11 protein-coding genes and 2 pseudogenes are annotated in these 21721 nt (G+C 49.8%); 7 read left to right on the plus strand and 6 right to left on the minus strand.

Going from position 1 to position 21721, the window contains the following annotated elements; all coding sequences use genetic code 11:
- Positions 1–50: 50 nt before the first annotated feature.
- The 3 genes and pseudogenes from BQ7483_RS12260 to BQ7483_RS12270 form a co-directional block, all read left to right on the plus strand.
- Positions 51–197 (plus strand): annotated as a pseudogene (locus BQ7483_RS12260) (site-specific integrase); the annotation flags it as partial.
- Positions 194–565: a virulence RhuM family protein gene (locus BQ7483_RS12265; RefSeq protein WP_072546079.1), complete on the plus strand. Its 372-nt coding sequence runs from the start codon at positions 194–196 to the stop codon at positions 563–565. The pseudogene BQ7483_RS12260 and the gene BQ7483_RS12265, both read left to right, overlap by 4 nt.
- A 271-nt stretch (positions 566–836) precedes the next feature.
- Positions 837–1877, plus strand: a pseudogene (locus BQ7483_RS12270) (primase-helicase family protein); the annotation flags it as partial.
- A 680-nt stretch (positions 1878–2557) separates the two neighbouring features.
- Here BQ7483_RS12270 and BQ7483_RS12275 read toward each other — a convergent pair.
- Positions 2558–3121 carry a Crp/Fnr family transcriptional regulator gene (locus tag BQ7483_RS12275; protein WP_021928157.1) on the minus strand — a complete coding sequence of 188 codons (564 nt, stop codon included), beginning with the start codon at positions 3119–3121 and terminating at the stop codon, positions 2558–2560.
- A 157-nt stretch (positions 3122–3278) separates the two neighbouring features.
- Here BQ7483_RS12275 and BQ7483_RS12280 point away from each other — a divergent pair, with 157 nt between their 5' ends.
- The 3 genes from BQ7483_RS12280 (at position 3279) to BQ7483_RS12290 (ending at position 6319) form a co-directional block, all read left to right on the plus strand.
- A complete protein-coding gene (locus BQ7483_RS12280) occupies positions 3279–3605 on the plus strand; it encodes a DMT family transporter (RefSeq protein ID WP_021928755.1) in 327 nt (108 codons plus the stop codon).
- 15 nt (positions 3606–3620) lie between these two features.
- Positions 3621–4823, plus strand: a complete 1203-nt coding sequence (locus BQ7483_RS12285; RefSeq protein ID WP_072546245.1) for an MFS transporter — start codon at positions 3621–3623, stop codon at positions 4821–4823.
- 359 nt (positions 4824–5182) lie between these two features.
- Positions 5183–6319: an AAA family ATPase gene (locus tag BQ7483_RS12290; protein ID WP_072546080.1), complete on the plus strand. Its 1137-nt coding sequence runs from the start codon at positions 5183–5185 to the stop codon at positions 6317–6319.
- A gap of 134 nt (positions 6320–6453) precedes the next feature.
- Here the strand turns inward: BQ7483_RS12290 and BQ7483_RS12295 are convergent, their stop codons facing one another.
- The 3 genes from BQ7483_RS12295 to BQ7483_RS12305 form a co-directional block, all read right to left on the minus strand.
- The gene (locus BQ7483_RS12295; RefSeq protein WP_083535728.1) at positions 6454–7755 is read right to left on the minus strand and encodes a DUF3472 domain-containing protein; all 1302 of its coding nucleotides are present in this window, start codon (positions 7753–7755) and stop codon (positions 6454–6456) included.
- A 403-nt stretch (positions 7756–8158) separates the two neighbouring features.
- A complete protein-coding gene (locus BQ7483_RS12300; protein WP_072546082.1) occupies positions 8159–9718 on the minus strand; it encodes a RagB/SusD family nutrient uptake outer membrane protein in 1560 nt (519 codons plus the stop codon).
- Between the two features lie 25 nt (positions 9719–9743).
- A complete protein-coding gene (locus BQ7483_RS12305) occupies positions 9744–13010 on the minus strand; it encodes a SusC/RagA family TonB-linked outer membrane protein (RefSeq protein WP_072546083.1) in 3267 nt (1088 codons plus the stop codon).
- A gap of 302 nt (positions 13011–13312) precedes the next feature.
- Between BQ7483_RS12305 and BQ7483_RS12310 the strand changes: the two genes are divergently transcribed.
- On the plus strand, positions 13313–14818 hold the full coding sequence (locus BQ7483_RS12310) for a hypothetical protein (protein ID WP_072546084.1): 1506 nt from the start codon (positions 13313–13315) through the stop codon (positions 14816–14818).
- A gap of 368 nt (positions 14819–15186) precedes the next feature.
- Here BQ7483_RS12310 and BQ7483_RS12315 read toward each other — a convergent pair whose 3' ends face one another.
- The gene (locus BQ7483_RS12315) at positions 15187–17688 is read right to left on the minus strand and encodes an autotransporter outer membrane beta-barrel domain-containing protein (protein WP_139247648.1); all 2502 of its coding nucleotides are present in this window, start codon (positions 17686–17688) and stop codon (positions 15187–15189) included.
- A 938-nt stretch (positions 17689–18626) separates the two neighbouring features.
- The gene (locus BQ7483_RS12320) at positions 18627–21521 is read right to left on the minus strand and encodes a hypothetical protein (protein ID WP_072546086.1); all 2895 of its coding nucleotides are present in this window, start codon (positions 21519–21521) and stop codon (positions 18627–18629) included.
- Positions 21522–21721 lie beyond the last annotated feature (200 nt).

The raw sequence follows: 21721 nt of genomic DNA on the forward strand, positions 1-21721 counted from the left end.
ACCGCAAGCGTTGGTCATCTCATGCGGTAGCGTTGACCGATTCTACCCATAGCGTTGAGCGCATTTTGGGACATACGAACATCGAAACGACCCAAATCTATGCGAAGATAACCGTGGAGAAGCTGGATAACGACCTCACGATGCTGGGCGACAAGTTGAGCAAGTCATTCGGTAACATCAAGGTGGCAGGGATATGAAACGGGCAACAATCACGATGGACGGAAGCGGCAGGGTTGCCGTACCGTCCGATATAGCCAATGTGTGGATGAGCGAAATGGAGTTGGTAACGCTGTTTGATGTAATCGCCCCGACACTCCGTGCCGCTGTCCGAGCCGTGTATAGGAGCGGAGTGTTGCAATCTTGCGAAGTGGAAAGGCGCATCAGGCTGCCAAACGGTTATTATTTGGAAGTGTATGCGCTGCCAATGGTAATGGCACTGGCTTTCCGTATCAACACATCCAATGCCGCAAGAGTGCGTAATGTCTTGCTGGAAAGGCTGTGCTTGCGAAAAGACAGACAAATGCTTTGGCTTTCGTTAGGTAACAGCATATCGTGTAAGTGTTAGCGAGTGCGGTTGCGTGTCACTACGCCCATGCACTCACACAATCCAAGTCTGCCCGAAGAAGTACCATTTTCCGCTTCTTCGGGCTTTTTCTTTTCGCCTTTTGATGACTGATATTGTCCATCTTACTGCATTTTCTTATCCGTCGGTTTCTTTTGCGCCGTTCTGCATAGTTTTACATATCAAGGTTTTAGCCGTCCTGCCGTAGCTTTGCAACCATGTTTAATCCACCTGACGACAAGGTGTCGGCGGCACTAAAACCTATATTTGAAACATGGAAAAGAAAGAAGAATTTATCCGTGTAGGCACCACGCTCTACAAGATTGTGAACCAGCCCCGCATTGACAGCGGCTATGTGAGGAGACGAATCGCATGGAACGCCGAGACCCTGCGACAGGACTACGGCAAGGACTACATGGCGGGCATCCCGAAGTATGACGGCTTCTGCACCGTACCCGACCATGTAGGCTACCAGCCCGTAGTCGGCAAGTTCCTCAACCTCTACGAGCCGATAAGCCATGTTCCCGTGCCGGGCGATTTCCCCTGCATTCGCTCGTTGGTGGAACACATCTTCGGCGAACAGTACGGGTTGGGCATGGACTACCTGCAACTGCTGTATCTGTATCCCGTTCAGAAGCTGCCCATCCTGTTGCTCGTGTCCGAAGAGAGGAATACGGGCAAAAGCACGTTCCTGAACTTCCTGAAAGCCGTATTCCAGAACAACGTGACGTTCAACACCAACGAGGACTTCCGCAGCCAGTTCAATTCCGACTGGGCGGGCAAGCTGCTCATCATGGTGGACGAGGTGCTGCTCAACCGCCGTGAGGACAGCGAACGGTTAAAGAACCTCAGCACCACACTATCCTACAAGGTGGAGGCGAAAGGCAAAGACCGTGACGAGATAGGCTTCTTCGCCAAGTTCGTGTTGTGCTCCAACAACGAGCATCTGCCCGTTATCATTGACGCAGGTGAAACACGCTATTGGGTGCGGAAGATTGTGCCGCTACGGAATGATGATACCGACTTCCTGCAAAAACTGAAAGCGGAGATACCCGCTTTTCTTCATTTCCTGCAACACCGGCAGCTATCCACCGAAAAAGAAAGCCGAATGTGGTTCAACCCGAAGCTGCTGGAGACGGAAGCCCTGCGGAAGATTATCCGAAGCAACCGCAACCGTTTGGAGATAGAAATGACGGAACTCCTGCTCGACATCATGGCAAGCGTGGGCGTCAGTTCTGTTTCTTTTTGCCTCAATGATATTATCCCGTTGCTCGTCTGCTCGCAAATCAAGTCGGAGAAGCTGGAAGCCACCAAGACCGAGGCGAAAGCGGCACTCGTGGCAAAAGTAGGTTCTCTTTTGGGTAGCGGCAGACTGAAAGAGTTGGAAGCCGACAACCGAACCTTGCAAGGCGAGGTTGCCGCCCGTGACGAGAGTATCGAATTATTGCAAAAGCAGATGGAGCGGCAGCAGGAGGAACACAGCCACCAATTGATGGAACTGCAAGCCAAGTACCGCAGGGAAATGGCGGACAAGGAAGCGGCACACCAAGAGGAAGTGTCATTCCTAAAATCCATTATCCAAAAAGCCAAGAAATGGTTTCCGCCGTTTCAAGAGCTGGTGTATATGGAGAAGTTCTGCCTTAAAGTCGGCTTCAACGAAAGGCAGACTGCCACGCTCATCAGCGGCAAACCGCTGTTCTACGTGGGCGAGCTCTATTCGGAAGAGCACAGGCGGAAGTTCACAACCGAGGAAGCAGGCTTCCAAGTGGTAAAAGACCCGAAAGACAAGTCCAAGCTTGCACTTGCCATCAACGGGCAAGTGATTGGAGAGTGGTTCAAGGAGCAGTTTGGCAGGCTGTTCTCATCCGTTAAAAGGACGGTTGAACCGCTTAGGAGAGGCAAGGGCATGGGATTATAAACAATACCAACGGAAGAATAGCAAGTTTGTGTTTGGGGCAGACCAAAACCGCTTGCTATCCTCAGTTGGTTGAAACGTCATTTTATTTGTGCCCGAATCCTACTCAAACTTGCCTGTGTGATGCCTAAATAGGTGGCGATACTTCCTAACGGCAACCGCTGTAACAAATCAGGCTCTTTCTCCAACAACTCGTGATACCGTTCCGAGGCGACGGCTGACAACATGGAAATCAGCCGTTCCTCGGCAGCAAGCAGTTCCATTTCCGCATAACGCCGTCCCCAATTGGCTATGTGCAAATCCTTCAAGAATAGCTCTTTCAGTTTTTTCCTTTCCAATACATATAAGACAGAATTTTCCATCAGCTCCATTGTTTCATACCCCGGTTCGTCATTCACATATCCTTTCATGGAAACAATAGTCGCCCCTTCCTTGCCGACCCAAAAGGTAATTTCTTTCCCCTCTACCGAAGTATAGGCGCGGACAATGCCTTTCTTGATGAAAAAGATGTCTTTTTCGATCTTGCCATATTCCAACACTTGGAATCCTTTTGGGTATGAGACTTCCGTCAGGCATTGCCGCAACTTGTCCAAAGACGCATCCGGCATGGCATATCTCTGGTTGATGATTTCCTTTATATCCATAAGTCATTTTGTTGTGGTACAAAATTATAAAATAGCGCACAGAAACAGCTGCTAACGGCTGTTTTTTTGTCAAATGCAAAATCCGTTTTTACCAAATGTAAAAAACGGTTAGAAATTACTTGCTTACTTTTGCACCCGAATTTAATAAATCATAGGTATGAATTGGATAATTTTATTTTTGGCAGGATTGTTTGAGGTAAGCCTTACATTCTGCTTGGGAAAAACGAGAGAGGCATCAGGTATTGGTTTTTATCTGTGGGGAAGCGGTTTCTTGGCTTCCACGGTATTGAGTATGGCATTACTTGCCAAAGCGGTTCAGACTTTGCCTTTGGGCACGGCATACGCCATTTGGACGGGTATCGGAGCGGTCGGCACGGTCTTGATTGGGATATTCGTTTTCAAAGAGCCGGCCACTCCCATACGGCTTTTCTTCCTGTTCACGCTCATTGCCTCCTTGATTGGATTGAAAGTTGTGTCATACTGAAAGGAGGAATAAATGATGAAATATGAATTGAGAGAAAACCACGGCATTCCGGCACCTCTGCTGGCTCTGCTGGCAGTCGCTACCGGGCTTTCCGTTGCCAACTGCTACTACAACCAGCCTTTGTTGGGCAGCATGGCAAAGGATTTTGGGGTAAGCGACTTTTCTGCCAGCATGGTTGCGACATTGACCCAGATAGGTTATGTAGTCGGACTTGTGTTTGTCATTCCGCTTGGCGATTTGGTTTCACGAAAGCAGCTGATATTGACCAATTATATCATTTCATCGTGCGCATTGCTTGCCATAGCACTTGCCCCTAACATCTATTGGGTGTGGGGCGCATCCTTGCTTGCCGGAGCATCTTCGGTTATGCCGCAGTTCTTCATCCCGTTGGTGTCTTTCCATTCAGCACCAGCACACAAGGTACGCAACGTGGGGATTATACAGTCCTGTCTGCTCATAGGCATTCTTGGCTCACGGGTGTTAAGTGGTTTCCTGGCTGATATGTGGGGATGGCGTTCCGTCTATTTTGTGGCTTGTGTGTTTATGCTCGGATGCTTTCTTATGATTTACAAGATGCTTCCCGTTCTGCCTGCTCGTTCACGTGAAAATTATGCGGGTCTGATGAAATCCTTGTTGCGTCTGCTTGCCAAATACCCGTACTTGCGTATCGCTTCGTTGAGGGCGGCATTGGCTTATGGCTCGTTCTTTGCGTTGTGGAGTTGCCTTGCTTTCCGGATGAAGCAAGAGCCATTCTTTGCGGATGACGATATTATCGGGGCACTCGGTTTGTGCGGATTGGCAGGTGCGTCTACGGTTGTATTCATTAGCGGCTATATCCAGAAGTACGGCGTAAGGTTCTTCTCCATTGTCGGGGGATGTGTTATCTTGGCTGCATGGTTGTTGGCATTTTTTGGAAATGACAGCTACTTGTGGATGATAATCGCCATCCTTTTGATTGATGCAGGAATGCAATGCATCCATTTGTCAAATCAGACCAGCGTGGTCTCCCTTGACGCATCCGCCATCAACCGAGTCAATACCGTTTATATGACCATCTACTTTCTGGGCGGTTCTGCTGGTACGTTCGTTTCAGGTCTGTTTTGGCAACATTACGGATGGGCAGGCGTGGTAGGAGTAGGAGTTGCCTTTACCGTGGCTTCCTTGTTCGTTAATTGCTTCCAACCAAGACTGCATAAGGATGAATGCTCAATATTCTGACTAAAATAATTTTTGGAATGATCCTTTCAGTCTGAATATTTTTCATACCTTTGTACCGTAAGAGTTTCCCGAACAAGCAAAGCGATGCAGACCACGGCAATTAGAACGGTTACCAACTCATTACCCGAAAACGAGGTAATTCTTCTAACTCTCTTGATTTCAAAGAGGTATATTCCTTATACAGATTTACGGAAAAAGTTTGGAAAAACCTTGGAATTGTCCAGATAGTGTTATCCCAGGGTCGAATAACCCGACAGAAAGCTTCCTTGAAAAGGCTGTAATATTTTTATTAGTAATAAAGTTGTTAGTAAACATATTATTGCTTACTTTTGTTTCATCAGAATAAAAATTGCACGCACATGGAGAACAAGCCTTTCATATTCGGTGTTGCAACGTCGGGAGACAACTTTACCGATCGGGAAAAAGAGACGGAACGTTTGTTGCAGAACTTTCGCCATGGGGTAAACACAATACTGATTTCACCCCGCCGTTGGGGAAAGACCTCATTAGTGCAGAAAGTATGCCGGCTGGCACAATCCGACAAGTTGAAGATTGTGTATCTTGATATTTTTTCTTGCCGCAGTGACGGGGATTTCTATGACGCATTCGCTTCTGCCATCCTCAAGCAAACATCTTCAAAATGGGAGGAATGGGTAGAAAACGCCAAATTGTTCCTGTCGAGGATTACGCCCAAAATCTCCATCGGGCCCGATCCCATGACGGATTTTTCCATATCGCTTGAAATAAATCCCCAAAGCAACGATATTGATGAAATCCTGCAGCTTCCTGAGAAAATAGCCCAAAAGAAAGGATGCAATATCGTTGTTTGCATTGATGAATTCCAACAGATAGCAGAGTTCAAAGATTCCAAGATATTCCAAAAGCGTTTGCGCTCGGTGTGGCAGTTGCAGAAATCCGTATCCTATTGCCTTTTCGGAAGCAAAAAACATCTGATGAATGAACTGTTCGAGAAAAAGAGCTACCCGTTCTATAAATTCGGGGATGCGATTTATCTGTCAAAGATCGGGACACAGGATTGGATAGAGTATATTTGCAGACGGTTTGAGGTGACCGGAAAACATATTTCAGAAGAATTGGCCGAGAAGATTTGTCAGAAAGTGGACAATCACTCTTCGTATGTGCAGCAGTTGGCATGGCTGGTATGGATTCATACGGATAAAACCGCAACAGACCAAGATTTTGAGGCTGCATATCAGGATATCATCGACCAAAACACTCCGTTGTTCGAAAAGCAAACCGAAAGTCTGACCACCTATCAGATGAATTTCCTGCGAGCTGTGATAGACGGCATTCACAGCGAGTTTACCACCCAGGAAATTCTGCATAAATATCAGCTCGGTTCGTCGGCCAATGTCAGTATCGTCAAGCGGGCTTTGGTCAAGAAAGAGCTTATCGAAATCGAGAAACGCCAAGTGGTGATTCCCGATCCGATAATGGCCGTGTGGCTGAAGCGGGAATTAGGAAGGTTCGCTTGAAATCTATCGACTCGGCTCCATTCAATAATCAAGTATGCATCACCTGTCTATTGAATTTAAAGGAATGCATCAAAATGAAAAGGCACTAAAGGCTGTATCATTCACCCAATTTCTCAGTGAGCGCAACGATGCATTTACTCCGTTTTTCCAAGTTTATCCAAAGCCTCCCAATCAATCTGTGGGGGCTGTGTGTTGTCGTAAGCAGGTAGAGGGAAGTGCGTACCTGCCTGGACATTCCCGTTGAAGAAGCCACCCATTTTCAGGAACAGCGCCTTTCCGTCAGCAGTTTGTCCACCTGCATAGTCCAGACGCACACCGGCCTGTGCAGTGCCGTCGTTGGTAAAGGTCGCATGCAAGGGACGCACCCAACGGCCGTCCGTCGTACGTGCCCATTGGTTCTGAAACTGCACCTTGCGCGTCAGATAGCCTTGCTCCGGATTGAAACTTTCCAGGAAAGAATGGGGATGGGTGTACCAGGTGTCGGTTTGTGGACGCAGGAACTCAGCAATGAGACGCCACTGTCCCTCCTCTGTGGCATAAAAGTAGGCCGTGTATATCGTGTTTCCCTTTCCATCGGGACGTACATGCATCAGGAACGGGTATGTCGTACCAGCTTTCCAGGGATAATTCATAAAACTTTGGCCGCCCGAGCCCTCATTGCCAAACTCTCCGATTCGCACTCCATCGCCACGGCGCAGCATGCGGATGCGCTGGTCTTCGGGAATATTGCGCGGGTCTTGTGTGTCAAACGGGCTCCACACGGAAAAGAGGATGCGCCGCTCTGCCTTTGAGTTATATTGCATGCCAAAATATCCTTCGCCAAAGCCTGCCACCATATAGTAGCTATGCATCACTTCACCATCCTGCGGAACGGTCACTTCGTTATAGAACCATTCATAATCATTCCCCTGCGGCAGCGTATAACCCAAGTGTACAGACGGGCCGCGGCGCCCCCAGTAATTAGAGAAATCGTGTACACAGGTCACTTTGCCATCTGCGTATGCAACCATCAGGTCGGTAATGTTGGCAAAGTTCCCGCCATCACGTTTCTTTCCTTTGAGGTCCACCTGGACATAACCTGGCTCACTGATCTTGACTTTCATATTGCCGGCAATGGTCGGTTCATCGTTATCGAACCTGACATCCTGTTCCTTACCGTTGCATATCATGCGCATCGTGGCGTGCCCCTTGCCTTGAAGCGACAAAGTAATGATCTGCGGCTTGTCGATATGAAAGTATGCGCTGACAGTGGTCTGGGGACTACTCCAGTTTTCCACGCCGTTATCCGATATACGGACCTTATCGGCACGTTGGGTAACATAAGCATTCCCTGCAAAGGATACGGACTGCACCCGTGATTGTGCCAGCATTGTGATGCTTGTCAGTGAAAATAATACGGCCATGATGTGACCTAAAGTTAATTTATACAGCTTCATGGTGCGATTTGTTTTATTGTATGAACCATTGTTTGATTTAAACTTTCAACTATCAGCAAATAAGCAAATTGTACGCATCATTGGCTTTCCAGCAAACTGGTTGCAGGCAAGTCATTGATGGCTATCTGCCTGTTGATGCACAACTTCATCGCAAAAATCATAATAATCCCTGGAATCTGCAAGGATTTTACTGGAAATCGTGTCCATACACTCGGGAATGTACCTTGCAGAGGCGTTGTTCCCAAGTGTTCGGCCCAGCCTGATCGGGAAGAGATGTTAGGATAGCCGCCACATATAAAGGAAGGCCGGGAAGCGCCGGCTTCCACAGAAACCGGGCCTCCCGACCTGACATCAGAGAGAATAGATGAAGAAAAATATGAAATTGGTTAGGGTAAAGAGATTCTCACTCGATGTAGCTGTCCAACGCGCCGTTGTAGTCCACTTCCTTGGCGGGATAGACCCACGTCCACTGGTTGGCCTCCTCGGGCTGAACGCTGACGGCAAACTGGGGATGGAAGCTGCCCTGGGGATGGGCGTGGCGGACCAGCGGCTCACGCCAGCGCTTCAGGTCGAACCAGTCGAAGCCTTCGCCCCAAAGCTCGATGCGGCGGTAGAGCTTCACCTCGTCCAGGAGGTCGGCGCCCGTCTTGGTGCAGGTGTACTGCGGGTCGCGCCCGCTGTCCTTCACCAGCGCCTTCAGCAGAGCCTGTACCTCAGTGTCCTTGCCGTCGAGGTGGCAGTCGGCCTCAGCCTCGATGAGGTACATCTCCGACGAGCGGAAATGGTTGAGCTGGCCGATGCCGGGCTGGCCGGTGCAGAGGAACTTGAACTGCATGTAGGCATAGATGAGACTCGTGCCATACAGCTTGTCGGCATAGTCGCGGCGCGCACGCTCCAGCAGAGGACCGGCGGTGACACGGCCGTTGGTGGTATTATAGGCATCGCCTTCAACCGGGGCCAGGAACATCCGGCGGCGCACGTCGGTCGCGGGAATGCGGTCGTAAAGCTCCTTGCTGATGGCACAGGGATAGGTGCGGCAGATGCTGGCACTGGAGTTGCTGCCCTGATAGGCGAAGAAGGAGAAGTAGTAGAGCGTCTGGTCGGGGGCGCTGTAGCTGCTCCAGATCCATTCACTGTTGGGAGTGCTGAAGCCGCCGTCCACGTAATCGGCGTTGCTCATCAGCGGATAGTCCTTGCGGGCCAGGGCGGCATACTTGGCAGCAGTAGCCCAGTCTTCACGCGTCAGGGCAGCGCGGGCATAGGTGGCATAGGCTACGGCCAGGTCAGGGCTGTAGTTGTCGCCACGGTCGCGTAACAGACCGCTGCGGGTATAGGCGTCGACGGCCGCGTCGAGGTCGGTATAGATCTGTGTATAGACCTGGGCCAGCGTCGAGGCGGGCAGATCGCCGTCCGAAGTGTCAAGCCTCAGCGGCAGGCCGCGCGAAGCTCCCTGACGGCTGTCCGTCCAGCGATGGCAGTAGAGCTGGCTGAGCATCAGATAGGCATAGGCACGGACGGTGAGCGCCTGCGCGCGGATGAAGAGGCGCTCGGCCTCCGTGCCTGCGGCATGGTCGATGTTGACCACGATGCGGTTGGCATTGCCTATCAGCTTGTAATAGTAGAACCAGGGGTAGTAGCAGTAGAGCACCGAGTTGCGCTCCAGATACGTGGTGGGGTTGATGATGGGGGTCCACCCCGTCAGGTTGCACTTCTGGAAGTCGTTGCCCGTATAGTTGCCATACAGGGTCTTGATGGTGCCTTCGCCGTTGAAGCCCTGCTGCCCCAGGTACTGCTGGGTCATCATCAGGCAGAGTCCATTGACGGCCAGGCGGGCATTTTCGGTTGTCTCGAAGACGGTTCCCGTGTCGGTGGACGCCTGAGGCAGGGTGTCGAGGTAGTCGGCCGAGCAGGCAGTAAGCAGAGCCGCGCCGACGGATATGTAGAGTAGATTCTTCAGTTTCATACGTTTCGTTTTAATCGGATATGGTTTACAATTTCACACTCACTCCCACGGAGAAGATGCGCGGTGTCACCAGGTAGTTGCCCTGACCGCCGGCAAACGACTGCTGGGGATTCATGCCCAGACGGGCGGCGAAGGTCCAGAGGTTCTCGCAGCTGACGTTCAGGCCCACGCTCTGCAGCCCCATGTGCTCTACCCACGCCTGCGGCAGGCGGTAGGCCAGGGTCAGGTTCTTCACCACGAGGTAGTCGGCCGAAGTGAGCCAGCGGGAAGAAACGGCATTGTTGTCCGAACTCAGCGTACTGTTGATTTGCGGTATGCCGTCCTTCTTGATGCGGTTGGGCGAATTCTCGTCCATCCCCGCGGGAGCCTGCATCCACGACTGCATGATGTCGGCATGGTAGTTGCCGGGGCTGGTGCCGGTCGACATCAGCGACTGGTAGACACCGTCCATCGTCTTGCCGCCCAACGAATACGTGAAGAGAGCAGAGAGAGTGAACGACTTGTAGCCGATGGTCCCCGTCAAACTGCCATAGACCGTGGGCAGGGCCGACCCGTGGAACTCCCGCTGGCCGTAGGTGGTGTTGGTGACGTAAGGCACTCCGCCTATAACCGTCGCCTTTTTGGTGATGTCAATGCCGCTCTGCTTGTTGCCCAGCGTGGTGCCGTCGGGCAGGGTGACGAAATAGTCGTCCAGATTGGCCTTGTAGAGCGAGTTGCCCGTCAGCTGGTCCACACCCTCGAAGGTGTAGGTGTAGAATTCGTAACGGCTTCTTCCCTCTACAATCTTGTAGGCACCGGAGATGATACCGTCCTTGTTCTGGTCGGGCAGCTTCACAATCTTGTTTTTCAGATAAGTGGCATTGGCTGCTATGTTGAAAGTCCAGTTGCGGTTGCGGAACACGTCGATGTCGGTATTGACCTCGATGCCTCGGTTGGAGATGGTACCCAGGTTGCGGGTCACCGTAGCCTCGGCCGATCCGGAGGACGTTCCTCCCGCCGACAGGGGCAGGTAGATGTCGAACAGCAGGTCCTTGTTGCGCTTGTCAAAGTACTCCACGCTCAGGTTCCAGCGGTTGAAGAGGCGTGCCTCGACGGCCACGCCATAAGCCTCGCCCGTCTCCCACTTCAGGTCATACGAATCGTTCTGCGTCAGGTAGAGCGCACCCTTGTGGGCGTTCTGCTCCACGCCGTAGAGGCTCATGTAGCCATAGAATCCGGCTCCGGCATCGTTGCCCACCTGTCCGTAGTTGGCGCGCAGCTTCAGGTCGTTCACCCAGCGGACATCCTTCATGAAGGCTTCCTCGCTGATGATCCAGTTGGCACCCACACTGCCGAAGTTACCCCAACGGTTGTTGCGGTGGAAGCGCGACGAACCGTCGCGGCGGAAAGACACTTCCAGGTTGTAGCGGTCGCGGTAGTTGTAGCGGACGCGGCCCAGATAGCTCTCCGTCCGGTAATTGCTTTCGTAACCGTCCAGACTGGTGATTTCGGTAAAGTTGTTGAAGTTGGGACGGTCGGGGAAGATCTGCGACGTCTTGAAGCCGTACAGGTAATCGTAGTTGTACGAATAGTTTTCGTGGGCCATCAGCACGTCCAGCAGATGAGCGCCGAACAGGTGCGTCCACTTCAGCTGCTGCTGGAAGGTGTAGCTCTTATAGCGGCCTATCACACGCAGCCCTCGTCCGTTACTGCCTTTTCCGTTGCCGATGACGGCGTTGTCGTAGGCCGTGTTGTCGGACTGGCTCAGGTTCATGTCGCCCTTCACGGTAAAGGTGAAGTCCTTCAGGAACTTGACATCCATGTATGCGATGCCCTGCAGGGTGTTGCGTACGGTCTGGTTCTTGTCCAGCTCGTTCTCCCACACCACGTGGCGGTCCTGATACTGGTTGCGTGTGGCTATCTCCACTCCCTTGTCGTCGGTGTAGTAACCGGGGTCGTACTGGCGCTGGCCATCGGCCGTCAGACGATAAGAGCCGTCGGCGTTGTGCAGATGCACCGGATAGATGGGGGCAATCTGGCGGCAGTACATGAAGGCGTTCGTAAACGAGGCCCCTTCGTCACCCGCCGTAATCTGCGAATTCTGGTGAGTGCCCGACAGGTTGACACCGGCCTTCAGCCACTTCACCGGTGTGAGGTTGACCGATACACGGGCCGACAGACGGTCGAAACTGGAGTTGCGCACGTAGCCGTCCTCGCTGAGATAGCCCAGCGAGAAGTAATAGTCGCTCTTCTCGTTGGCCGCATTGCCGCTGAAAAGGTATTCCTGGCGGTAACCGTTGCGGATGGCCGCCTTGTACCAGTCGAGGTCGTCGGCATAGCCGGGCAGCATCTCCACGCCCGCAGCCAAACGGCCGTTGGCATCGAACAAATCCTTGTCGGGCTTGTTGAAGATGTTCAGATAGAGCTGCTCGCTGATGAGGTTTTCGCTGGCATAGCGTGCCGCCACGTCGGGAGCGTCGCCGGCCGAGATGCGGGCGTTACGCAGGTTCTGCCAGCTGGCTTCCATGAACTGGCGCGCGTCGGTGCGGGCATATTCCTTGATGCCGCGCGTGTAGACGCCCTGGTTCACCTTGAGGTCGAAGCTCAGTTTGCCGGCCGTACCTTTCTTGGTGGTGATGAGGATGACACCGTTCGAAGCACGGTTGCCGTAGAGGGCGCACGAAGCGGCATCCTTCAGCACCGACAGGCTCTCGATGTCGGCCGGATTGATGTCGGCGATGCTTCCGCTGAAGGGTACGCCGTCCACCACATAAAGGGGCGAACTGGAGCCGTTCACCGTGCCGATACCGCGGATGCGGATATCGGGAGCACTGCCCGGAGCTCCATACGTGTTGTTAATCTGTACGCCCGAAGTGCTGCCCTCCAGGGCGGAAGTGACGCTCGACGTGGGCCTCAGCTCAATCTTCGACTGGTCTACCGATGAGATGGCACCCGTGAGCGACGAACGCTTGGCCGTGCCGTAGGCCACCGTCACGAGCACTTCGTCCAGTACCTGCTGGTCGCTTTCGAGTACCACTTCCACACGCGGCGCAATGGCTACTTCGCGCGACTTCATGCCTACAAACGAAATGACCAGCATCTTGGCCGAAGCCGGCACGCCGTTCAATACAAACTTACCGTCAACGTCGGTGATGGTGCCTTGTGAGGCACCTTTCACCAACACCGAAGCTCCGATGACGGGTTGGCCGTCTTCAGCGGAAGTGACGATTCCTTCCACTTGCTTCGTCTGTGCCTGGAGCACTCCCGCGGCCAGGCACAAGGACACAATCAATAACAAAACTCTCTCTTTCATAAAAAACTCAAATAGCGTATTATATAGGTTGTTTCTCTTCTGTTCGTTTTCCATGCATCCCTTGCGGAGATGACTTTCGGCGGCAAAATTAGAGGATATACAGCAGGCGCACAAGAAAACCTGATGTACATCAAGCAACGACACATATATTTGAATTTCAGCAAGATAGATGGTTCACCAGCTGTACAACCGATGTACAATCCACTTTCCAACCCTCAAAAAGAGCAAAAAGAAGGGTAGAAAAACAAAAAAGTCAGGAAAGTGTAGGTAATCCGAAAGTTCTGCATATATTTGCATTTTATATGAAGTATCCTTTGCTATTCCTTCTGCTTGCCTCGTGGTTCGGCGCGTGCACCCATCGCCACGACGACTTCCCAAAAGACTTTTGGGACAGCATCGCCCTGCACGATTCCATCCTGTTGCCCGACAGCCTCCTCCAACAGGGGCTCCACCAGGCCATCGCCGCCGACGATTCGTTCCACACGAGCCTCCTCTATTTTCTCCAGGGGCGCAAGCTACATCAGGACTACTTCCTGCTGCGGGCACAGGAGTGCTACGAGAAGAGCCGCCAATACCTGCCCGCCGGTGCCCGTCCCCGCCTGCGCATGGAACTGGACATCGCCCAGGCCGATCTCTGCCGCTTCAACCACTTCGCCGAACGGGAAACGTCCCTGCTGGACCACGCCCTTGCGCTGGCACTGGAAGAGCAGGACAGCCTGATGCTGGTACGCATCGGCCTCATCCGCAACCGCCACTTCAAGACCCGGAAGGAATTTACGCGAGCGATGGACGAACTCCACCGGGCCGGGCGTTTTGTCGGCGCCGCCCCTCCCCCGCACAAGGCCGAACTGCTGGCCGAGATGGCCGTCGTACATCTTTATATGGAACAACCTGACTCCGCCCTGGCCGACATCGGGCAGGCCGTTGCCCTCGGAGCGGGCCGTCAGAGCTACTACCGGGCACTGGACAAGGGCATCCGCTTCCACCTGGCCCACCACGATTCGGCCCTCTACTATTTCCGCACGATAGCCGAAATGTTCCCCTTGCGCCGCAAGGCAGAAGCCTACCGCTACATGTCCGAGACCCTCCACCACCGTGGCAACCCGCAGAAAGCGTTCGACTTTCTGCGCGAACATGTGCGCTACCGCGACTCGCTCGAGGCCGACAAGCGGGCCGAGCTGCTGGACAAGATGCACGCCATCCGCGAATACCGCCAGCAGCAGCAACAGATCGAAGAAGGCGAACGCCAGCTGACGCACCGCCTGCTGCAAGTCTACCGCCTGGCCGCCGTGGTCTTCGTGCTCATCATCCTATGGGGAGCCCACTACATCTTCACCCGCCGCCGGCAGGCACGGCTTCAGCGCGACCTGATGCAAGCCCGGCTGTCCCGACAGGAAGCCGAGATACGCTGCCTGCGCGAGCAGGAAGCCAAGGAACAGCTCGAAAAAAACCGGCTGGTCCAGAAGGTGGAATACTTCAAGCAGCTGAACGAAATCACCATCCCCCTACTGATGCGCAGCCGCACGGCCACGGGTGCCCTCCACCTCTCGGCCGACGACTGGCAGACCCTGCGCAACAACACCGACACCTGCTTCGACGGCTTCACCCGCCGCCTCAAGGCCGCCTGGCCCCAGCTGAACGACGAAGAGATTGACTTCTGCTGCCTGGTAAAAATGGAACTTCCCCTGGCCGTGCTGGCAGAAATCTACCACATCGCCAAGGGAAGCATCTCGCGCAAGAAGATGCGCCTCAAAGAAAAAATCGGCATCACCGACATCAGTTTCGACGAGTTTGTGGCGGGATTCTGAGGAATTTCCTTGCTCCGCCCGGCATCCCGCACGCCATGCGGGTTCCACGAAGCACTGCATCAGCCCCCCATACCGAGCGACCACCTGCCCCCGTCATCCCGCACTCGATGCGGGATCCACGAAGCACTGTTTGATCCGATACATTATCAGGAAGGTTACGCCGCCCCCAAAGATAGTTAGCAGACTAAAGTAGATAGCCGACGGCATAATGCCGGACGTAGCTCATGGCAAAAAGGTTGGATTCATCCAAGTTAAACTTGACTTGTTTGAGGATAAAGCCTGGAGTCAGAGTATGACATGATGGGCGAACACATAAAAAGGGCGTACCCTTTTTGGATACGCCCTCTTGATATTCAGTTCTTAATATTTTATTGGAAAGCAATTTTTGTACCGTTGCTGTTGTTATCCAATACGTTATTAGTAGAACTTCCTTGTACATTGATTGTAGTTGTTCCATCACCATCTCCAGTAACTCTTAACACAGCATTGCTATTAATAGTCAATGTTGCAGGACGGTTAACTGCACCGCTCATTGTTACATTATTGGCTGCCTTAATCGTTGCAAATACATTGTTCAGAACTAATGTAGCGTTAGCAGCCACTTTGATAGCATCGATCTTGAACCGCTGATCGGTTGCCGTGCTGTAGTTACCACTGATTCTTGCATTAGCACCTGTAGCAACCACGGTCACAGCGCCATTACGCATGCGGCTTCCGGTCAAATCTACACTTGTATATTCGCCATCAGCATTTGTTTCATCTACAGTCAGTGTAGCAGACAGCCAGAGGGTATTGGCACGTACATCCACTGTACTTGTGCTGGCGTTTTCTGCGATTTCCTGAACGATGTTACCCATCTTGTCCTCCGATGCAGTCAGGAAGTTACCGTCATTGAAGTCCAACTCAGTGATGATGATGTTACCAGTTGAGTTGTTATTGATACGAGTGGTTGAAGTGGCGTTAGCGTAAACATCACCTGTATTAGTATTCAAGAATACACGACCGCTTTCATTGTTATCGATGCGACCATGGTTTACAGAATTTTCGTTTGTCGCCAAGTCACCAACAGAAGCTTCTGTACCGATAATACCGGTGTTGATAACATAACCACAGGCAGCGTTACCCACAGGATTAACCAACCTACGGATCATACCGGCATTGGTGATTGTACCGAAAGCAATGTTTGAATCACCATTCATAACCTTTACATTCTCAACGATTTCCTTACCGGCAGCTACATTCATCTGGCTGTAGTTCTTAATATACAGGTACAGGCCGTTGCTGACACTTACTTTAGCATTTACATTCAACGTACCATAGTTCTCGATATCTTTGGCCAATTTCAAGTTGCCGGCAATGTTCAAAGTTGCATCGCTCATTACTTTAATTGGAGAAGCGCAAGATTTCTTCATAGACTGCGTACCATTTACAAGTACTTCTTTTACAGTGTTGAACTTGAATGCATCCAAAGCACCATCGGCAACATCGCCTTCGATGGTTACACTATAAGTACTACCCTCAATTTTAGCCTCAGTGATAGCGCTACCTGCCAACTCATCGTACATTTCCTTGGTGATGTTCACGTCAGCTTTCAGTATAGCCGTGATAGCTTTAGCCTGATCAGCATTCCAATGAATCAAGTTAGCCAAGTCTGCTTCATTGTAAACGTCCATCGTTGCAGGTTTGTCGAGGCTGGTATCATCAAAAGTCACTTCCACTTTATTTCCTGTACCGATAGAAGTTAAATTGTCATTGGTCAGCACATTCGTAGTAGTCGAAGTATTCGCATCGTTGGCAGTATACCAGTGATTCAACTGTATGTCACTGATAATACCTTTGTCGGTATAAATATCCAATACGATTTGGTCTTTGTTACCATCAGACAAAGTAGTTTCTACAATTCCTGTCTGCGGGGCCACCATCGCGAGAACATTGATAGAACCTTGGGGTTGGATGGTACCGTTTCCATTGATAGTTACTTCCACCTTACCATTGCTTGTTTCGGCTTGGTCATAATCCAATACGTCACGCAAAGCAGCTTCCTTGTCATAAGTTCCCCAGCTAGCTACATAGTAACCACCTGCATTTACTCTTGTATCCTCAGCAGGGTCTTGTACATACTGTGCTACGTTGAAATGTTCATCATTTGTCGGAGAAACTCCGTTGTATTGAATAGTCGATGTACAAGTAGTAGGATTTACCGTAGCTTTATCAAACACCCTTGCACCACGCAAAACAACACGTTCAATCGTGTAGGTATTTGTACCAGTATTGGTGATTGTAATACCTGTTGAACCAAATACAGGAATCATGGTAACGGCAACTGCTTCACCTTCTTTGTCACCGGCCTCTACCTTGCCATAACCCACGAACGAGTTATTCTCCGTGTAAGCCTTCATCAAAGATTCCTTATCTGTGCCTTCCAATACCTGTTCTCCGGCTGTGAACGTATATGCATCGCGTAAGCCCATATTGGCATTGTACGGATAAGCAAAGAAGTAGTTACCCTCACACAACTTAGCCTCTGTGCTCCAAACGCCTTCTGCATCGCGCGTGAACTTGTAGTTCGTCTGGATGTAGTCAGTCAGTGTGAACCATTGGTGCCACACTGTGTTTTCACCCCGATAATAAGAGGTAATTTCATCCATCAGGCAAGCACCGATTTGGTCACCTTCTCCCCAAGAATATCCGTCCGTTCCGTATGCCAAACGTGTTTCAGCTGCACCTTCCACGTTCAGCGTCACGTTCTCCACCAATTGACGGCCGTTCAGCATCGGAGTCTGTTGACTCATGCTTTCAAACTCGTCCTGAGTACAAGCAGCAAACAGTGCGGGAAGCACCATTGCCGTCAGTAAATTTTTTGTTTTCATTGTCATTAAACTGTTTTTAATATTAATATTAAACTTCAATCTCTTTTTGCTTAGAAGGGGAATCCTCCTGTACCGCTTTCATCAATAGTCGGATCATTGCTTCCTTCGAAGCCCTTCTCCACAGCTACCTCCAGAACTTCCACTTCCGGAGCTACATAAAACTTTTCCATTTCCATAATTTTCAGTTTTTAAATGTTAGTAATAAAATAAATATCTGTTTCAGTCAATAGTCAGTTGCTTCTTCTTTTGCGGTTTCCATCGGGCGTTTCCGCCGCACGTCTACACCTTATTATATATATAGGCTTCCACGCCTCCCCGCTTCTCTCACCACCCCCTTCCACAGCACACTACAGGGCACATTTCTGGCTGCAAAGTAACGAACAAATTTCCTAAATAGATTTTGATGGTATGTGACTGATAATTAATCAAATGCATTTGATGAAGATTGTAATGGAACGGGGAAATGAGCGCTATCAGGAATTTGCAGTTCGCAATATATTGGGCTTGTTATCAACAGATTATCTGCTGTTGATGGAATATCAGTGGGACTGACATTGTCTGGCTGACACCACATCCTGACACTACAGTCCGTTCATGCAAACTGCTGCCTGCAAACGGATTAGGGAACGAAGTGGACGGGTGCAGAGGTGACAGTGACACCACAATACGACACCACTGCCGAAACGGATGTCTGGATAACACACAAAAAAATCCCCGCCTGTCAACGGTTGTGACAGGCAGGGATCATACACTATAATAAAACTACAAATGGGGCTGATATGGGAACATTCTTTTACACCACCTCTTTCGCTTCCAGTTCCCAGCCGCGGAACACCTGGGTGAGGAGGCGCAGGGCAGTAGGGTTTTAAAACAATCAAAAAAGGGTGTGCCAGTAAAGGCACACCCTCTTTTCATATGATTACATTCCAGTGAATGTATTAATTGGCGGGATTGCCACTCCAATGGTATCCATTAGAATTATCTTCTTTGCAATCGTCTGCATTAGCAATATATGATACTGTACCGACATTGTGGATAGTACCATAATTTGTTATTATCAATTCAGCTTCCGACGAACCACGCAATGTAGCACCTTGCTCGATAGTCAGTTTGGCAGGTTCAGCAACAATAAGTACAGCATTTGATTTAGAACCAACTTTCCAATTGTATATTACCAGTTCACCGTCCTTTATAGTAGAAGGTTGGCCGAAGCTCAATTGGTTTGTTTTAATTTCAAGTCTCTTGCCTCCCTCAAATGTTACAGCACCAAAGATAACTCCATTAGTGAAAGAGCCGTCTACACCTGCAAGAGTATTGTCTGTATAAGGTTTCAGAGTTCCTGACTGAATCCACAATTGATTAGCCTTAGCTTTTGTTACATTGTCTTGCAACTCTTTGATAGTCATTCCGGTAACATCTTCTACTGCATACTGACATGTTTGAGCAGGACCATAAACAACATCAGCCATGTTGCTGTTGTTAATTGTACCAGTACCACTCATTTCTCTTGTATAAGATCCCTCACCAGTTACGATGCTTCCATCATTTGATACTTGATGCAACATACCATCGTTTGCGATAAATCCTTCTTCTTCATTCTTAATAAATGTATCAGAAGTATTGACACCAATCAACTTAGCTTCAGGATAAATATAGATATACCCCTTGTTTTCACTCCATGGTTCATTGCTTATCAGGATAACTGTACCATTGATATAAATGCTAGAACCTTCATTGGTGTCATAGTTGTATTCACCGTTCTCTATTCTCCCAATAAAGGCATCGGCCGTTTCAAATCTACCAGTATTGGTGAATACATTCTTTTCTACATTAAGAACACCGTTATTGTCGAACTTATCCTTATTCTCGATGTCGCCATTAACAGTCAATGTAGCAGCTTCCTCAATTGTCACTACAGCATCATCCTTACCGCAGTTAATGCAATCATTGTCATTGGTAATATTGCCTGTGATAGTAGCATCTTTTGTTACATTCATTTGGGCTTTATTTTCTACCTTGGCTTCTACTGTGCTACCCTCAAGAACAAATGTACCGCTGTTTTCAATGGTATATGCATTTACCTTGCAAGCTCCAGCATTCAGGCTGCCACCCAGTTCTACGTGGATGTAAGAAGCGTTCAGATCAGCATCCTTTGCAAGAGTCAAGGACTTGAAGATGTGCAGGTCTTTGATTCCAGATACTTTTTCTTCAGAAACCTGGTCTGCCTCGACTACAACATTTACCCCCTTATATTCGAACTTGTTGATACTGTTTTCTGCCTTCAGAATAACCGGAGTATTGTTATGGTCGCCAAGAGTATGCTTAAATATCAACGTTACGTTTACGCCATGTTCTTTCTTGTAGGTATCGATCAGACTGACAACTTCATCTGTGATTTCCAGGCCATTGCCGTAAGGATAAACCTCAAAGTCAACATCTTGAGTTGTTGTGATGCTGGACAAACGAGAGTTGATCAGGTTGATCAGGTCGGCAGTTGTTTGAACACGGATTTCTTCTCCCTGTACGAATGACTGGTCATCGAATTTAAGTTGGGCGGTAGGAATTTCCATGCCGCTTTCCCACAGCTTAAATTTGTCCAGATCAAATACCTGGTTGTCAGCCGTTCCGCGCAGGTTGATCAAGATACCGGGTCTCCATGAACCCTTCATGTCGTTTGAACCCTGATCCCACATTTTACCGTAAACAACAACTTGCATATCCGTCCAGTCAAAGTCTGGCATTTCGAATGCCGGTAAAGCGATAGATACGCCCAGAACTCTGTCACTGGGATCACCTGTATTGTTGGCTTTCAGCAGGACACCGCCTTCTTCTTCATCCGGGAAATTGAAAACATACTCGAATGCAGTATTTGTATCTTCCAGACCATACGGAACCTGCTTTTCGGTGGTTGCATACTGTACCATCGAACGGGCAACCTTCTGGGTGAAGTATTCGTCGTAATAAAGTCCTTCAGCAATCGTATTGTCGCATTCATCCTTCAATACGTCGATTTTTCCACCTGCTTTTTCAATTTCGTTATATTTATTATAGATAAAAGTCGGTAAAACTCCATCAGGTTTTACATAAGCTACTGTAGGAAGCGGCTTATCGCCGGGTGCCTTGAAGACAATCTTCTCTGCGACAAAGTCATTGGCAGCCTGGTTCTCGATAACAAATTTGGCATAGGTCAAAATCGGCTTAAACTTCACATCGATAGTCAGCTTTCCAGTTTCATCGGCTTTCTGGTCGCGATAAATCTGCTTGTAGTCCAGCATGAACTGGTTGTCGCGATTGACATAGTACTTGTCCGTTCTGGTAGAATGATGCTTCAGTTCTACATTCGGATTGATGTATTGCCACAAGTCGCGACGATTGGTTGCCTCGTCGTTCTTCCGGTACATAACAATGTAGTTTCCTTCAACCAATTGGGATGCGCGGTTAATCCATTTGCCATCTTCCTGAAGAACATAACCATAATTGGATTGGATGTAATTGACGGGCTTATACATCTCCCACCAATTGGACTGGTATGTGAACGGTGTTTTATTGGCATCAGGCCATTCACCGTCCGGGTAACCGTTTACTATTTCGATATCACCACGGAATTCATCCATCAGATAGAGGCCGAGGGCATCGCCCACATCAGGTGTGGCAGTTTCCGCATTGTAACGGGTTGTAGGCTCATCCGTCTTAAAGTCCACAACTCCCACAACAGGACGTCCAGCCAGCGGATCTGTTGCTGGAGTAGCGGGCGCATCAAGAAAATCTTCTTGCGTACAAGCTGCAAAGAGTCCGGACAGTGCAGCCGTCATTAACAAATACTTTGTTTTCATTTTTTAAAAATTTAATGTTAATACATACATCCAATAAAGTTAAGCAGGGACATCTTCGCTGAAGTCTACGCTTCCTTCAAATCCTTTTTCTACTTCCACTTCCAAGATTTCTACCTCGGGAGCTACATAAAACTTTTCCATTTCCATAATTTTTAGTTTTTAAATGTTAGTAATAAAATAAATATCTGTTTCACAATAGT

This window comes from Mediterranea massiliensis (assembly GCF_900128475.1).
GTDB lineage: Bacteria > Bacteroidota > Bacteroidia > Bacteroidales > Bacteroidaceae > Bacteroides > Bacteroides massiliensis_E.

Excerpts from the sequence above, each read along its gene's own strand:
- BQ7483_RS12310 (WP_072546084.1), top strand. The coding sequence starts at position 13,313 with ATGAAGTATCCTTTGCTATTCCTTCTGCTTGCCTCGTGGTTCGGCGCG.
- BQ7483_RS12285 (WP_072546245.1), top strand. The coding sequence starts at position 3,621 with ATGAAATATGAATTGAGAGAAAACCACGGCATTCCGGCACCTCTGCTG.
- BQ7483_RS12305 (WP_072546083.1), bottom strand. The coding sequence starts at position 13,010 with ATGAAAGAGAGAGTTTTGTTATTGATTGTGTCCTTGTGCCTGGCCGCG.
- BQ7483_RS12280 (WP_021928755.1), top strand. The coding sequence starts at position 3,279 with ATGAATTGGATAATTTTATTTTTGGCAGGATTGTTTGAGGTAAGCCTT.
- BQ7483_RS12300 (WP_072546082.1), bottom strand. The coding sequence starts at position 9,718 with ATGAAACTGAAGAATCTACTCTACATATCCGTCGGCGCGGCTCTGCTT.
- BQ7483_RS12290 (WP_072546080.1), top strand. The coding sequence starts at position 5,183 with ATGGAGAACAAGCCTTTCATATTCGGTGTTGCAACGTCGGGAGACAAC.
- BQ7483_RS12320 (WP_072546086.1), bottom strand. The coding sequence starts at position 21,521 with ATGAAAACAAAGTATTTGTTAATGACGGCTGCACTGTCCGGACTCTTT.
- BQ7483_RS12315 (WP_139247648.1), bottom strand. The coding sequence starts at position 17,688 with ATGAAAACAAAAAATTTACTGACGGCAATGGTGCTTCCCGCACTGTTT.
- BQ7483_RS12275 (WP_021928157.1), bottom strand. The coding sequence starts at position 3,121 with ATGGATATAAAGGAAATCATCAACCAGAGATATGCCATGCCGGATGCG.
- BQ7483_RS12265 (WP_072546079.1), top strand. The coding sequence starts at position 194 with ATGAAACGGGCAACAATCACGATGGACGGAAGCGGCAGGGTTGCCGTA.
- BQ7483_RS12295 (WP_083535728.1), bottom strand. The coding sequence starts at position 7,755 with ATGAAGCTGTATAAATTAACTTTAGGTCACATCATGGCCGTATTATTT.